The organism is Streptomyces sp. NPDC057002 (assembly GCF_042673825.1).
Classification (GTDB): Bacteria; Actinomycetota; Actinomycetes; order Streptomycetales; family Streptomycetaceae; genus Streptomyces.
Genome location: NZ_JBHURZ010000005.1, coordinates 599446 through 613812 on the forward strand (window position 1 = coordinate 599446; position 14367 = coordinate 613812).

The window sequence follows — 14367 nt, forward strand, 5'->3', positions numbered from 1 at the left end:
ACGAACCCCCGTAGCGTGGACGAACCCCCATAGCGTGTACGGACCCCCATAGCGTGTACGGACCCCCGTACGGAACCCCTGCCCCACCCTCACGCGTAGCGGTAGATCCGGCCGACGTCCTCCAGTTCCCGCGGCGTCACGTCCCACGGCGGCATGCTCTGGCGCCGTGCCACGATCCGGCCGTGCTGCCGGTCGCCCCGGCCCGGCGGCGTCTCGGGGAGGTAGCGGGCACCGCGGTGCCGGCGCTGCCAGCGATACCACTGCAGGTCGATGAAGGCGTGGTGCAGCCAGAACACGGGGTCGTTGACGGAGGCGCCGCCGAGCATGTCCCCGCCGACCCAGCCGTGCACCCGGTTGTGGTTGCGCCAGGACATGTTGCCCCGGCCGGTGTCCCAGCCCTCCAGCTTGTTGCGGAAGCCCCGTGTGACCGTCGAGTCCCAGGGCGCCACGTCGTAGACCGGGTCCTTCAGCGCCCAGGCCAGCTCGCTCTTCGTGGGCAGGTCCACCGGCTTGCGGGGGCGGCCGAGCTCCCGGGTGAGGAACTCCCTGTCGGCCACGTTCACCTTGATGGTCCAGTTGCCGTGCCGGAAGGCGAACGGACCGGTCATCACCTGGTGGTCGGAACGGCGTCCGTCACCCCCGAGGAGACGGTCCGTCCAGGGCGCGGAGGTGGTCGTGCGGTCGCGTGTCCAGTCCCAGTACGGCACCGTCACCGAGGAGTCCACCCGGCGCAGCGCGCGCTCCAGCTCGAGCAGGAACCGGCGGTGCCAGGGCAGGAAGGAAGGCCCCATGTGCGCGGCGCGCAGCCCGTGCTCGCCGTCCGACGAGAAGTACTCGACGTGCGTCCGGACGAACTCGTCGTACTCGCCCCGCCGTTTGACCTCCAGCAGCGCCTTGACGAACCGGCGCTGCTCGGCCCTGGTGAGCGTGGCGGCGTCCCTACGTACGTACGCCACGCCGGTCCTCCGTGTGGACGTGCCCCGCGCTTCCCGGTCCCGGAGCGCGCAGCCGCTGACCGGGGCCGAGTGCGTCGACCGCGGCGCGGGCTGCCTCGAGCGGTGTCCGGTAGGAGCAGTAGTGGTCGACCATGCTCAGCCAGGTGCCGTCCGCCCGGCGCATCAGATGGAGCGGGCGGCCGTCCACGGTGACATGCCAGCGGTCCTGCCCGGCCGGGCCGTGCGGCGGGGCCCACGCCACTCCGATGCGACGGCCGCGGTAGGTCTCGGCAAAGGCGGTGTCCTTCCCAACGCCCCCAGCGCCCCCAGCGCCCCCGACGCCGCCAACTTCCCCAACACCCCCGGAACCCGGGCGCTGCGGCCAGAAGGCCGCTGCCACCGGGGCCGCCAGGGCCGCGGCGAGGGCGCAGACGCGCAGGCCGCGTGTCACCTCCCGCCGTGTGCTGCCGGCCGGCAGGGGGTCCGCCGGGGCCGGCGCCCCGTCCCCCGCCGGTGCTCCGCCGATGCTGACGGCCATGGCCCAACTCCTCGTCCGGTTTCCGGTGTCGTAGCCGTAACCGCCGGACGTCCCGCGCGGTCACCGCCGCGCGGCCAGACAAGTGATCATCGGTGTCCGTCCGGGGGAGGGGCCCGCGTCAGTGGCCGGACACATGCGGAGGGCCGGTCCTCGGACTTTCCGGGGACCGGCCCTCCGCAGGGCGTGGTTCCAGCCCTAGAACCACAGGTTGCCGTGCGCCGGCTTGGCGTCGTTGACCGTGGACGCGGCGTTCTTCACCGTGTGGACCAGCGACTCCTTGCCTTCGGCGGTCACGTCCAGCGGGACCTTGGTGCTCACACCGCCGGTGAGGTCGGTGGACGCCAGGTCGCGCGAGTTCTGGGCGGCCGGAGCGGGCTCGGGGGCGGCGGCGGGCTGAGCGGCCGGAGCGGGCTGCGGGGCAGGCGGAGCGACCGGAGCGCTCTGAACGGCAGGGGCAGGCTGGGGAGCCGGAGCGGGCTGAGCGACCGGAGCCGGCTGCGGAGCGGGCTGCGGAGCGGCCTGGGCAACCGGAGCACTCTGAGCAACCGGAGCGCTCTGAGCGACAGGAGCGCTCTGCGCCGGAGCGGCCTGGGCAACCGGGGCAGCCGGAGCGGCCTGGGCGACCGGGGCAGCCGGGGCACTCTGGGCAACCGGGGCACTCTGCACATCCGGAGCGCTCTGAGCGGCGGGAGCGCTCGGGGCGACCATGGCGTCATGAGCGAACGCCGGGGTGGCGGAACCGGCGGCGATCAAGGACCCGGCAAAGACGGCGGCAGCCTTCAGAGACTTCATCGTGTTCCTTTCTTCGGCAACGCACGTCGCCGGAGTGGTTTCTGTCGCCGTGCCTAACGAGCCCTGGCCTGGGCGGAAACCGGAACTGCCGAAGATTGCCAATACCTCATACGAGATCTATTAAAGGACCGGACTTCAGGCTGCAAAAGAACAGCAGTCGTGGCGCCGCTCCCTGAGGCCGGCACCACGACTGGACGGGCTCACGGGGCCGGCGGAACCAGCGGCGTCAGCACCGAGGTCTGGGTCGAGAAGAAGTCGTCGGGCTCCGCTTCCGACGTCACCGTCATGTTGGAGGTCATGCTCGACGTCGCCGACGGAACAGTTTCCTGGTCCTGAAGCACCGGTTCGCTCGAGGTCAGCTCGGCGAGGAGTTCGTCCACTCCGCCCAGCAGGTCGTCGACCAGGGGAAGGAGGCCTCCGGCACCACCGGTGATCCCTTCCAGGAGGCCGTTGACAGCCCCCAGCACGAGATCCAGCAGGTCGGTCACGGGGTCGGCGGCGCGCCGCTCGGGCACCATGGCGGGCAGGGCGGGCAGGACGGGAGCCGGCAGGATGACCGGCGCCGGGGTCAGGGGCGCCACGGGGGCCGGGGTGTGCGCGTCCTCGGCGGCCGCCTCGGCCACGGCGGCCTTCGCGGCGTCTCCCAGCTTGATGGCCTCGGCCGCGGTCAGCCGGCCGTTGTTGTCCCGGAGTACGGCGTTCAGCAGGTCGGCGACGGGGGTGAGCGTGCCCCAGTTGATTCTCTGAATCTGTACGAGGCGCACATCAGCGCCGGGAAGCCGGGCATCGGAGGCCACATGGCCATGCCCGCGGGCCGAGTCGGCCGCCATGGCGACGGGGCCGGTGATCCCGACCAGAAGGGCGGCGCACATAGCGCTGGACGCGATGCGCCGTGCGGGCAGAGCACGCATGGGGATTCCTTTCGACGGCGATGGATCTTGAGCCCACCGTGAAAGAAACAGGGACTTTCCGCAAGCATTCATAGGCTTTTCGGGAATACACAATTCCCCCTTTCGCCGCGTCCGGCCTGATCAGACGCTTTGTCAGGTCGCATGACCCTCGGCCCCTGATGGAGTAATGGCGCCGCCCACGCCGGGCGGAGACGGCGCGCGGCGCCGCGGCGGCTGCCGGAACCAGCAAACACTTGCGATTTCACGATTCCGACACACTTGTCAGACTTCACCGAATTTCATCGACTATGTCCGATTGATGACTAGAGTTGCGAACCGCCCGACGCACTCCTCAGCGCGGACACATCGCACTCGTGGCGCTGCTGCCACGGCCACCTGTTCCGAAAGGGCAACGACCGGTCATGCGCCATTCCCTGGGCCCGCTGTTTCGCCGCGCGACCGTGGGCGCCCTCGCCCTTGCCGCCATGTGGGCAGCCAGCAGTTCCCCGGCCGCCGCACCGGCCGCGGCGCCCTCGCCGGAGGCCGAGAGCCTCGCCTTCGCCGAGCGGTACCGCGCGCTCCAGCACGGCGGCATCGTACGCGCTGCCAACGCCTCGATCACCTGCCGCGCGGCCCAGCGGCCCTCGTGCCCGGACGCACAGGCGGGCGGTGTGGCCGCGAACGGCGACTTCGACATGTTCTACGTCGATGTCGACCGCGACCCCAACACCTACAACTCCTCCCGCTCGCAGGTCCGCCTGCCCAGCGGCTCCCGGGTGACGTACGCGCGCCTCTACTGGGGCGGAAACCTGCGGGTGGGCGAGCAGAAGCCGCCGGAGGACAACGGGCGTGTGCTGATCGCCGAACCCGGCGGGGAGTACAAGCAGTTGCTCGCCGACACGCTGGTCGGCCACCGCGTGCTGGACGGCATGGACGCCTTCCAGGCCTCGGCGGACGTGACGGGGCTGGTGCGGGAGGGCGGATCGGGTCTGTACACCGTGGCGCAGATCAACATCGCCATGGGCAGGTCGACGGCCGGGGCATGGGGCGGCTGGACGCTCGTGGTGGCCTACGAGAACCCGTCGGACCCGCTGCGGAACCTCGCGGTCTGGGACGGCTTCACCTCGCTCGGGTCCAATGCCCAGGAGATCCGCGTGACCGGCCTGGGCTTCGCCGCGGGCGCGTGGGGCCGTGCGGGCCTGGTGACGTACAACGGCGACCGCGGTACCGGCGGCGACTCGCTCACCGTGGCGACCGGCCAGTCCGCTGTCGCTCTCGGCAACGGCGCCAACCCCCGGGACGACGTCCTCAACTCCACCATCAGCGAGCCCGGGGCGGACGTCTCGCGGGTGCCCGCCCACGCCAACACCCTCGGCTACGACTCCGATGTGTTCGACCTCGGAGACGGTCTGCAGCAGGGCGGCGACCAGGCGACCTTCCGGATCCAGTCCCAGCAGGACGCGGCATGGGCCGGCGTGCTCTTCGTCGCCGTCGACGCACGGCGGTGAGTACGTCGCCGCCCGCCCCGAACGCCTTCGCGAGCGAGGAATCCGCGCACATGCATCTGTCATCCACCGCTCCCCACCCCAGAGTCCTGCATCTCACCCAACCGGTGGACGGGGGCGTGGCGCGCGTCGTGACGGACCTGGTCGCGGCACAGCTCTCGGACGGCATGGACGTCACCGTGGCCTGCCCCGACAGCGTGCTCACCACGAGACTGCGGACGCTCGGCGCGCGCGTACGGCACTGGCACGCGACGCGGTCGCCCGGTACGTCGCTCGTGCGGGAGGTGCGGCACCTGGCACGGGTCATCGACGAGGTGCGTCCCGATCTGGTGCACGCGCACAGCGCGAAGGCCGGACTCGTCGGACGGCTCGCGGTACGCGGGCGGATCCCCACGGTCTTCCAGCCGCACGCCTGGTCGTTCGAGGCGGTCGGCGGGCCCACCGCGGCCCTGGCGCTCATGTGGGAGCGCTGGGGCGCGCGTTGGGCCTCACGCACGGTGTGTGTGAGCGAGGCGGAGCGCGCGACCGGCATGGGCGCCAGGATCACCGGCCGGTGGACCGTCGTCCCCAACGGCATCGACCCCGAGCGTTTCCACCCGGCCACCGCCGGCCTCGTGCGCTCCGGCCTCGCACCGCTCACCGGCCTCCACCCGGCGGCACCGCTCGTGGTGTGCGTGGGGCGGCTGTGCCGGCAGAAGGGGCAGGACGTCCTGCTGCGGGCGTGGGACGACATCGTGCGCCGGGTGCCCGACGCCCGCCTCGTCCTGGTCGGCGACGGGCCGGACCACGACCGGCTGCGCGAGGACGCCCCGGAATCCGTGGTGTTCGCCGGAGCCGTCGCCGACGCCTCCCCCTGGTACCAGGTCGCCGACCTCGTCGTCCTGCCATCCCGCTGGGAGGGCATGGCCCTGGCGCCGCTGGAGGCGATGGCCTGCGGGCGACCCGTGGTGGTCACGGACGTCGACGGCGCCCGCGAGAGCCTGCCGCCCGCCTTCTCCGCCCGGTGCCTGGTCCCGCCGGAGGACCCGGCGGCGCTGGCCGGGGCCGTCACCGAGCTGCTGATCGACCCGCTGCTGCGCGAGTCGCTCGGCGAGCAGGGCCGCCGGCACGTGCTGTCGACCCACGACGTGCGGCACACCGCCGAGGCCGTCTCGGACGTCTATCGCGATCTGCTCGGCCCATGGACCGCCGCCAACACCGGCGCTGAGCACGGTCAGCGGCTCGACCCCGGACGTGGCGCCGAGCCGAACCGGACGACACAGCGCGTCGAGCCCACCGAGTACAGGGAGTCCATCCACTCGTGACCGCCGAACGTACCGTGCCCTCCCCCGGCGTACCGCCACGGGAGCACGGATCCTCATCAGTCTCGGTCATGCCGCCGCGCGGCACCGCCCCCGGCTTCCGGCTGTCCGCCCCGCGGCGCCCGGCCCGTCCTGCCTCGCCCGTGCCGCTGCTCGCCGCGGACGGCGTCGCCGCCCTGGCGAGCGCGCCCGCGCTCGCCGAGATCCCGCGCCAGCCACTGTTCGTCACCCTGCTGATCGTCCTCTCGCTGCTGTTGCGCCGGCGCGACGGGCGGCCGCCGGTACCGGGGCTGCTGGAGGAACTGCCCGCCGTGTGCGGCCGTGTCGCGGTGGCCTGGCTGGCGCTCGCGGCCCTCCTAGCGGCGTACCGGCCGGAGCACGCGCTGTCCCTCCGTACGGTGCTCATGGGGCTCGCGCTGCAGGCGACGGCCGGCTGTGTGCTGCGCGGAGCCGTGCACGCGCGGCGGCGCGCCGCGCTGCTGCGCCACCCGCACACCGCACTCGTCCTCGGCCCGGTCGCGACCGCGCAGCGCGTGGCCGCCGCCGTCCTGCGTCAGCCGCGGTGCGGGGTACGGCCGGTGGGCATCGTCGCCGAGCAGCCGGACGGCACCGAGACCCTGCCGGTGCTGACGACCGCCGAGGAGGTCGAGCGGGCGGTCATCCAGAACGGGGTGCGGGCGGTGCTGGCCGTGCACCCCTCGGTACGCGCCGAACAGGGGCCGCTGCTGCGGGCGCTGGCCGAGTCGGGCTGCGTGGTCTGGGAAGTGGACGCCGACTCCCCGTCGTACGCGACGCGGGAGCGGCTGGCCGGGTTCTCCTGCCGGCGTCTGGACTTGTCCCCGGCCCGGCACGGCAGCGCCGGCAAGCGGGCCCTCGACATCCTGGTGTCGGGGGCGTTGTTGTTGCTGGCCGGCCCGCTGCTGCTGACCTTCGCCGTGGCGCTGCGGCTCAGCGACGGGCCGGGCGTGGTGTTCCGGCAGGAGCGCATCGGCAAGGACGGGGAGCCGTTCACGCTGCTGAAGTTCCGTACGCACCGCCCGGTCGACGAGCACGAGTCGGCGACCCGGTGGAGCGTGGCGAACGAGAACGAGATGCGCTGGTTCTGCCGGATGCTGCGGCGCACCTCGCTCGACGAGCTGCTCCAGCTGTGGAACGTGCTCCGGGGCGACATGAGCCTGGTCGGGCCGCGGCCCGAACGCCCCTACTTCGTCGCGCAGTTCGGCCAGACCTACCCCGGCTACTCGGTCCGCCACCGCATGCGGACCGGCATCACCGGCCTCGCCCAGATCCACGGGCTGCGCGGCGACACCTCGATCGAGGACCGCTGCCGGTTCGACAACGCCTACATCGACGACTGGTCCCTGTGGCAGGACGTGTGCATCCTGCTGCGCACCGCGGCCACGGTGGTCCGTCCGACGGGGAGCTGAGAGGTGAGCCTCGCTCTGACACCGCTCCCGCGCCGCGTCGTCGCGCTGACGCCGGCCCTGCCCGTGGTGGCCGTACCCGCCCTGCTGGCCCTGCCTCGGTCCCCGGACGGCGCGGGGCCCGCCGATGTGCTCTCCGGGCTCGTGGTGGTCTACTGCGTGATCCGGCTCCTGCGCGAGCGGCGGCGCCCGCTGTCGCCCGCCGCGGCAGTGGTGCTGGGCCTGCCCGTCGTGGGGCTCGCGATCGCCGCCATGGGGGCGTTCTCGCCCGAGGCCGGGCTCACCGGCCTCGGACGCTATCTGCAGACCTTCGTCCTCGTCCCGGCGGCCGTGCTGCTCCTGCTCCGCGACCGGGCCGGCTTCCGGCTGGTGGCCTGGTCCTTCGTGGGGCTCGGTCTGTGTCAGGGGGCCGTCGGCGTCCACCAGTTCGTCACCCGGACCGGAGCCTCCTACCAGGGCGCGAACATCCGGGCGGTGGGCACCTTCGGGCCGCAGGACGTGATGGGCATGGCGACGGCGGTCTCGCTCGGCCTGGTGTGCGCGGTCGGGATCGCGCTCGGCCGGGTCTCCGCCCGGGAGCGGCTCGTCGCCGCCGGGTGCGCGCTGGTGCTGATGCTGCCGCTCGCGCTCTCCTTCAGCCGGGGAGCCTGGATCGCGACCGTCCTGACCTGCGCCGTGCAGCTGGTGCTGACCGGGTGGCGGCGCGCGCTGAAGGTGGCCGCGGCAGCGGTCGCCTCGGGCGTGATCCTGGTGGGCGGGTTCGGCGTGGGCTCGGCGCTTCTGCAGCAGCGGATCGACAGCATCGCCCAGGTCGCCGACACCCCCGACCAGTCCGTCGTCGACCGGTACACCCTGTGGGCGTCCGCCACGGACATCTGGCGCGGGCACCCGCTGACCGGCGTCGGGCTGAAGGGCTTTCCCGAGTACCGGGACGGGCACGCCACGCTGGCGCTGTCGTCGGGCAGCGAGACCGACGGCGCGGGAGTGGCGTACCAGCGGCAGCCGCTGCTGTCGCCGCACAACATGTACCTGCTGGTGCTGAGCGAGCAGGGCCTGATCGGGCTGCTCGCGCTCGCCGGGAGCTGGCTGGCGCTGCTGGTGTGCGGGGTGCGGCGGCTGCTGCGCGTCCGCGACCGCGGCCCGGGACTCGACTGCGGGCTCGTCGCCTGCGGGCTGCTGGTCTGGCTGCTGACCGACTTCGTGTACGGAGACATCGGCGGTCCCTCGACCGTGCTGATCGCCGTGGCCATGGGCCTCGTGGCGTGGTGGGCGCTGGCCGGCGAGACACCTGCTGAACCGCCCCGGGCCCGGGTACGGGAGCGCGCCGAGGAGGCCATGGCGCGATGACGGTGGTGCCTTCGCAGACCCCCGGTCCCGAGACGGACGGCGCGACGACCGTTCCCCCGGCGCGTGCCGCCGTCGAGACCGGGGACGGTGCCGACCCGGCGGCGTCGGCGTCGGGTTCGGCCTCCGGAAGCTTCCTGGCCAGAGCCGCGCTGGTGACGGCGTCGCTGTCCATCGCCGGCTCGCTGCTCGGCCTGGTGCGCGACCAGTCGCTGGCGCGGCTGTTCGGTGCCGGGAGCGACACGGACGCCTTCCTGGTCGCCTGGACCGTGCCGGAGTTCGCCGCCACGCTGCTCATCGAGGACGGGCTGGCGATCGCGCTGATCCCGGCGTTCAGCATGGCGCTGGCCCGCCGCGCCCGGGGCGCTCCGGGCGACCCGGTCCGTGCCCTGGTCGGCGCCACCCTGCCCCGGCTGTGCCTCGCCCTCACCGCGGTGGCCGCACTGGTCGCCGGCACCGCCCCCTACGTGGTCCAGGCCCTGGCACCCGGCCTGCCCGACCCGCGGCTCGCCGCCGACTGCACCCGGATCACGGCGACCTGCGTGCTGGCCTTCGGGCTCGCCGGGTACTGCAGCGCCGCCCTGCGGGCACACCGCTGCTTCCTCGCGCCCGCGGCGATCTACGTCGCCTACAACACCGGCATCATCGCCGCGATGTTCCTCCTCGGCGAGGGCTGGGGCGTGCGCTCCGCCGCGGTCGGGGTGGCGGCGGGCGGCTGTCTGATGGTGGCGGTGCAGGTGCCGTCGCTGTGGCGGCGACTGGCCTCGCGTACCCAGCCCCTCGCCAAGGCCGGGGCCGTCGTCGAGGAGCGGCCGATGCAGGTCGCCCTGGTCGCCGCCGTTCTCCTCTTCGCGCTGTGCCGCCAGTCGCAGGTCCTCGCCGAACGCTTCCTCGCCTCCGGCCTGCCCTCCGGTGCCATCTCGCACCTCAACTACGCGCAGAAGGTCGCCCAGATCCCGATGACGCTGTCGCTGATGGTGTGCACGGTCACCTTCCCGGTGGTGGCGCGGGCGCTCGCGGACGGCGACACCGCACGGGCCCGCAGCCGCGTGGAGCGGGATCTGGCGCTCGCCGCCTGTCTGGTGCTGCTGGGCATGTGCGCGGTGATCGCCTGCGCCCCGCAGATGATCGAACTGCTCTTCCAGCGGGGCGCGTTCACCGCGGGCGACACCGCGGCGACGGCGGACGTCATGCGCGTCTACGCCCTCGGCCTGCTGGGCCAGACCCTGGTGGGAGCCCTTGTGCGCGCCTACTTCTCGGCGGGCCGGGCCAGCTGGTATCCCCTGGGCGCGATGACGGCGGGCATCGTCGTGACGTCCTTCGTCGGCGCCGCGAGCGTGCACCCCTGGGGCGTGGCGGGGATCGCCGCGGCCAACGCCCTCGGCATCACCGTCACGGCCGCCCTGCTGCTCGCCGGGCTGCGCTCGGGCCGGCTGAACAGCCCGCACAGCGTCTCGGTCCGGGTGCCGCAGGTGCTGGCCGAACTGAGCAGGCTGGTGGGCGCCGCCGTCGTCGCCACGCTCGCGGGGACGTTCGCCGCGAGCCGGCCGGACTCCCCCGCGGCGGGCCTCGCGGCCGGCTTCCTGACCGTGACCTTCGTCTTCGTTCCGCTCACCTGGGCCCTCGGTGCCCAGGGCTCCGCGTCCGCTCTGCGCTCCCTACGCGCCGTCACACGAAGGCTCGCACATGGCCGCTTCCGTTGATTCCCTCGACACCGGCAGACCCCCGGCCCCGCACCGGGGCCCCGTCCCCTGGGTGGCGATGTACCACTCGGTGGGCGACTGCTCGGACGACCCGTACCGCATCACGGTCACGCCCGAGCGGCTCGACCGGCAACTGGCGTGGCTGCGCCGCCGGGGGCTGCGGGGCGTGTCCGTGGCCGAGCTGCTCGCCGCCCGCGCCCGGGGCGAGGCACGGGGCCTGGTCGGGCTCACCTTCGACGACGGGTACGCCGACTTCGTCACCGAGGCCCTGCCGCTGCTGCGCCGCTACGACTGCCGCGCGACCCTCTTCGTACTGCCCGGGCGGCTCGGCGGCGACAACGCCTGGGATCCGCTCGGCCCGCGCAAGCCGCTGCTGACCGCTGACGGCATCCGGCACGCGGCCGCCGAGGGCGTGGAGATCGGCTCGCACGGGCTGACGCACGTCGACCTCACCCGGGCGGACAACCTCACCCTCAGGGCAGAGGTCGGCGAGAGCCGTGCGCTGCTCACGGAGCTGACCGGCGCCTGGGTAGACGGATTCTGCTATCCGTACGGCACGGTCGACGCCCGCGCCGTCGAGGCCGTACGGGAAGCGGGCTACACCTACGCCTGCGCCATCGACCCGGGCCCGCTGACCGGGCCGCACGCCCTGCCGCGGGTACACGTCGGCCAGAACGACACGGCCGTGCGCCTGCACCTCAAGCACCGGCTGCACCGGCTGCGCCGGCGTCCGGTGGAGGGCCTGTGAGATGAGGGCTCTGCACATCATCACCGGCCTCGGAGTCGGCGGCGCCGAGCAGCAGTTGCGTCTGCTGCTGCGTCATCTGCCCGTCGACTGCGACGTCGTGACGCTCACCAACCCCGGCGCGGTCGCCGAGGGCCTCACCGCCGACGGTGTCCGCGTCACCCACCTCGGCATGGGCGGCAACCGCGACCTGGGCGCGCTGCCCCGGCTGGTCCGGCTGATCCGCTCCGGCGGCTACGACCTGGTGCACACGCATCTGTACCGGGCCTGTGTCTACGGGCGGTTCGCCGCACGCCTCGCCGGGGTCCGGGCGGTCGTCGCCACCGAGCACTCCCTGGGCGACTCGCAGATGGAGGGCCGCAGGCTGACGGCGGGGGTGCGCCGGCTGTACCTCGCCAGCGAGCGGCTCGGTTCGGCGACGGTCGCCGTCTCCCCGACGGTGGCCGGCCGTCTGGAGCGCTGGGGCGTGCCGGCGCCGCGCATCGAGGTCGTCCCGAACGGCATCGACCTGGACCGGTTCCGCTTCGACGCCGGGCGGCGCGAGCACACCCGCCGGCACCTCGGCCTGCCGGAGGGCGCGTTCGTCGTCGGCGGCGTCGGCCGGCTCAGCCGGGGGAAGCGGTTCGACGTCCTCGTCCGCGCGCTCACGCTGCTCCCGAAGGACCACTGGCTGCTGCTGGTGGGGGGCGGCCCCGAGGAGCCCGTCCTGCGCCGCACGGCCCAGGAGGCCGGTGTGGCCGGCCGTGTCGTGTTCACCGGCGAACGTCCCTACGTGCCCGACGGTTCGCCCGGCCCCGACCTGCCCTCGCTCACCTCGGCGATGGACCTGCTCGCCTCCCCGTCCACCGAGGAGGCCTTCGGCCTGGCGGCCGTGGAGGCACTGGCCGCCGGACTGCCCGTGCTCTACGCCTCCTGCCCGGCCATCGAGGACGTACGGCCGCCCGCCTCCGCCGGTGTCCGGCGGGTGGACGGCGGCCCGGAGGCTTACGCCCGCGCGATCGCCGAGGTCCGGGCGGCCGGTGCCCGGCCGCGCACGGCCTCGGAGGTCGCGCACCACTACAGCATCACCCACTGCGCGGCCCGTCTCACGGACGTGTACGCGGCAGCGGTCTCCAGTTCGACGTCCCCCTCTTCTCCGGGAGCCAACTCCTCATGACCGACACTCCGATCCGTCAGCACCGCCTGTCCCCGGCTCGCCTCAGGGAGCTTCCCCTGTGGTCCGTGGTCGCGGCGGGCACTCTCGTCGGGGGCCTGCTCGGCGGTTCGTACGGCCTGCTCACCCCCTCGACGTACACGGCCACCAGCTACGTCATCGCCGTGCCCGCAGGGAAGTCCTCGCCGGACGCGGCCCTCGGGTTCGCCCAGGCGTACGGCCGGGTCGCCACGCAGCTCGCGGTGCTCGGGGACGCGCAGGTGTACGCGGGTGTGCCGGTGCGCACCCTGCAGCGCAGTGTGCGCACGGCGACCTCGCCCGACGCGCCGATGGTCGCCGTCTCGGCCACCTCCTCGCGCCCCGAGCTCGCCGTCGACATGGCCAACGCGGTCACCCGCTCGCTGACCCGGCACGCGGACGACACCCGGGGCAACACCCATGTGCGGCTGGTGCAGTTCTCGCGGGCGGTGGAGCCGAGCGAGCCGACCTCCACGTCAACGGCGGTGACCGGTCTGGTCGGCGCGAGCGCGGGCGGTCTGCTGGGCGGCCTGGCCCTGCTGGCGCGGCCGAGGAGGAACGGCGGCCAGGAGGACGATCCGGCCCCGGCCCCCTCGGTGCCGAGCCCGGCCGCCGCCGCCGATGTCCGCGGACAACGGTGACGACGGCGGGCCGCGTCGGATCAGCCGGACTACCACCAGTCGAAGCGCAGGCAGAGCTTCCCGCCCAGCCACTCCTCCACCCAGCTGCCCAGGTCCAGTGGCGTGCAGTCCGCCGGGGGCGGCTGTGTGCCGGGCGGGGTCGGCTTCGGCGTGGGCACGAGGGGCGGAGTCGCCTGGTCGGTACGGCCGAACAGGACCGACCGGTAGAGCTGGGACGACTTCGGGTTGGCCCCGCACTGCCACACCCCGTGCGGGCAGTAGTCGGTCAGCGTGTTGTAGAGCGGCTTGTGCTCCTCCATCCAGGCGAGCATGTCCCGCATGTAATCGGCATTGTCACCGTTGCGGAAGAGCCCCCATTCCGGATAGGAAATGGGTTTGCCGTGAGCCTTGGCGAAATCCACGTGGTCCTGCAACCCGTAGGGCTCTTTCACCTGCTGTTCGAACGACATCCCGGCAGGCTGGTCATAAGAATCCATGCCAATGATGTCGACCGTGTCGTCCCCCGGATAGCATTTCGTCCAGGGAACGGCGTCGCGGCCACGGCTCGGCGTGAAATCGAACCGAAATTTCTGACCTGGCACGGAACGCATGGTGGTGACGATCCTGTTCCAGTACTTCTTCCAGGCCTCCGGGTCCGGCCCACAGCGATGCGTGTACGTGGTGCCGTTCATCTCCCAGCCGAGCACGAGGACCGTGTCCGGCACCTTCAACTCCACCAGCCGCTCGGCGAGGACACGGAAGTGGTGATCGAACTCCCCGGCCGCGCCCCGTTGCAGCAGCCGCCGGACCTCGCTGTCGGAGACACCCTCCTCGTTGCGCTCCTGCATGGGGACGTTGAGGACGAGCATCCGGTCGGCCTTCTTGTTGCGCCAGTGCGCCCACACGTCCAGGAACCCGGGAGCGCCCTCGATGTCGCGCCAGCGGTGGCCCGGCAGATAGGTGTGTCCGGCGCGCAGTTCCGTACCGCCCAGCCAGTGGCTGAACAGCGGCATCCGGGCCACGCCTCGGGCATCGGACTTGAGGAAGACACCGAAGGCCGGGGCCTCCTCGACCGCCGCCGGGGTGGTGGCGGCCGGGGTGGTGGCGGCCGGGGCCGGAGTCGACGGCTGGGAAACGGCCGGCGGTGCGAGGGCCGAGGGCGTGGGCACGGGCGGCGGCGGTGGGGTCGGCGCCGGAGCCCTTGGTTCGGCGGCTCGCGCCACCCCCGCCCCGGCGACGGGGCCGGACGCCAGGGCGGCCGACGCGGCGACCGCCGCCGCCCCCAGGGCCAGCCGGCGGACCCCGGCCCGTTTGTGCTGTGGGGCCATGCCTGCTCCATTCTTCGCTCTCGTCCGGACTACTGCCTGGGTTTTTGTTATTGACGGGCAGTCATATGAAG

13 protein-coding genes are annotated in these 14367 nt (G+C 73.1%); 8 read left to right on the forward strand and 5 right to left on the reverse strand.

Annotated elements, in window-relative coordinates; all coding sequences use genetic code 11:
* Nucleotides 1-89: 89 nt before the first annotated feature.
* From ACFT32_RS26880 to ACFT32_RS26895, 4 genes are all read right to left on the reverse strand, one after another.
* Nucleotides 90-956, reverse strand: coding sequence for a tyrosinase family protein (locus ACFT32_RS26880; protein ID WP_382494055.1), 867 nt, complete (start codon nt 954-956; stop codon nt 90-92).
* Nucleotides 940-1473, reverse strand: a complete 534-nt coding sequence (locus ACFT32_RS26885; RefSeq protein WP_382494058.1) for a tyrosinase family oxidase copper chaperone — start codon at nt 1471-1473, stop codon at nt 940-942. The genes ACFT32_RS26880 and ACFT32_RS26885 overlap by 17 nt, the downstream gene beginning before the upstream one ends.
* Nucleotides 1474-1668: 195 nt before the next feature.
* Complete coding sequence (locus tag ACFT32_RS26890; RefSeq protein ID WP_382494695.1) at nt 1669-2265, reverse strand: hypothetical protein; 597 nt, start codon at nt 2263-2265, stop codon at nt 1669-1671.
* Between the two features lie 200 nt (nt 2266-2465).
* Complete coding sequence (locus ACFT32_RS26895; protein WP_382494061.1) at nt 2466-3176, reverse strand: hypothetical protein; 711 nt, start codon at nt 3174-3176, stop codon at nt 2466-2468.
* Nucleotides 3177-3577: 401 nt separating this feature from the next.
* Here ACFT32_RS26895 and ACFT32_RS26900 point away from each other — a divergent pair, with 401 nt between their 5' ends.
* The 8 genes from ACFT32_RS26900 to ACFT32_RS26935 are packed head-to-tail and all read left to right on the forward strand — an operon-like array spanning nt 3578 to nt 12989.
* A complete protein-coding gene (locus tag ACFT32_RS26900; protein WP_382494064.1) occupies nt 3578-4663 on the forward strand; it encodes a DUF3344 domain-containing protein in 1086 nt (361 codons plus the stop codon).
* A 50-nt stretch (nt 4664-4713) separates the two neighbouring features.
* Nucleotides 4714-5964, forward strand: coding sequence for a glycosyltransferase family 4 protein (locus ACFT32_RS26905; RefSeq protein WP_382494066.1), 1251 nt, complete (start codon nt 4714-4716; stop codon nt 5962-5964).
* Nucleotides 5961-7388 (forward strand): exopolysaccharide biosynthesis polyprenyl glycosylphosphotransferase, encoded by a 1428-nt coding sequence (locus ACFT32_RS26910; protein WP_382494069.1) that lies wholly within the window; start codon nt 5961-5963, stop codon nt 7386-7388. Before ACFT32_RS26905 ends, ACFT32_RS26910 begins: the two co-directional genes overlap by 4 nt.
* Before the next feature lie 3 nt (nt 7389-7391).
* A complete protein-coding gene (locus ACFT32_RS26915) occupies nt 7392-8732 on the forward strand; it encodes an O-antigen ligase family protein (RefSeq protein WP_382494071.1) in 1341 nt (446 codons plus the stop codon).
* Entirely contained in the window at nt 8729-10432 is a 1704-nt protein-coding gene (murJ, locus tag ACFT32_RS26920) for a murein biosynthesis integral membrane protein MurJ (RefSeq protein ID WP_382494074.1), read from the forward strand. Before ACFT32_RS26915 ends, murJ begins: the two co-directional genes overlap by 4 nt.
* Nucleotides 10416-11180: a polysaccharide deacetylase family protein gene (locus ACFT32_RS26925; protein WP_382494076.1), complete on the forward strand. Its 765-nt coding sequence runs from the start codon at nt 10416-10418 to the stop codon at nt 11178-11180. The genes murJ and ACFT32_RS26925 overlap by 17 nt, the downstream gene beginning before the upstream one ends.
* 1 nt (nt 11181) lies before the next feature.
* On the forward strand, nt 11182-12333 hold the full coding sequence (locus ACFT32_RS26930) for a glycosyltransferase (protein ID WP_382494079.1): 1152 nt from the start codon (nt 11182-11184) through the stop codon (nt 12331-12333).
* A complete protein-coding gene (locus ACFT32_RS26935) occupies nt 12330-12989 on the forward strand; it encodes a lipopolysaccharide biosynthesis protein (protein ID WP_382494082.1) in 660 nt (219 codons plus the stop codon). The genes ACFT32_RS26930 and ACFT32_RS26935 overlap by 4 nt, the downstream gene beginning before the upstream one ends.
* Nucleotides 12990-13018: 29 nt before the next feature.
* Here the strand turns inward: ACFT32_RS26935 and ACFT32_RS26940 are convergent, their stop codons facing one another.
* Nucleotides 13019-14296, reverse strand: a complete 1278-nt coding sequence (locus tag ACFT32_RS26940) for a glycoside hydrolase family 26 protein (RefSeq protein WP_382494084.1) — start codon at nt 14294-14296, stop codon at nt 13019-13021.
* Nucleotides 14297-14367: the final 71 nt, after the last annotated feature.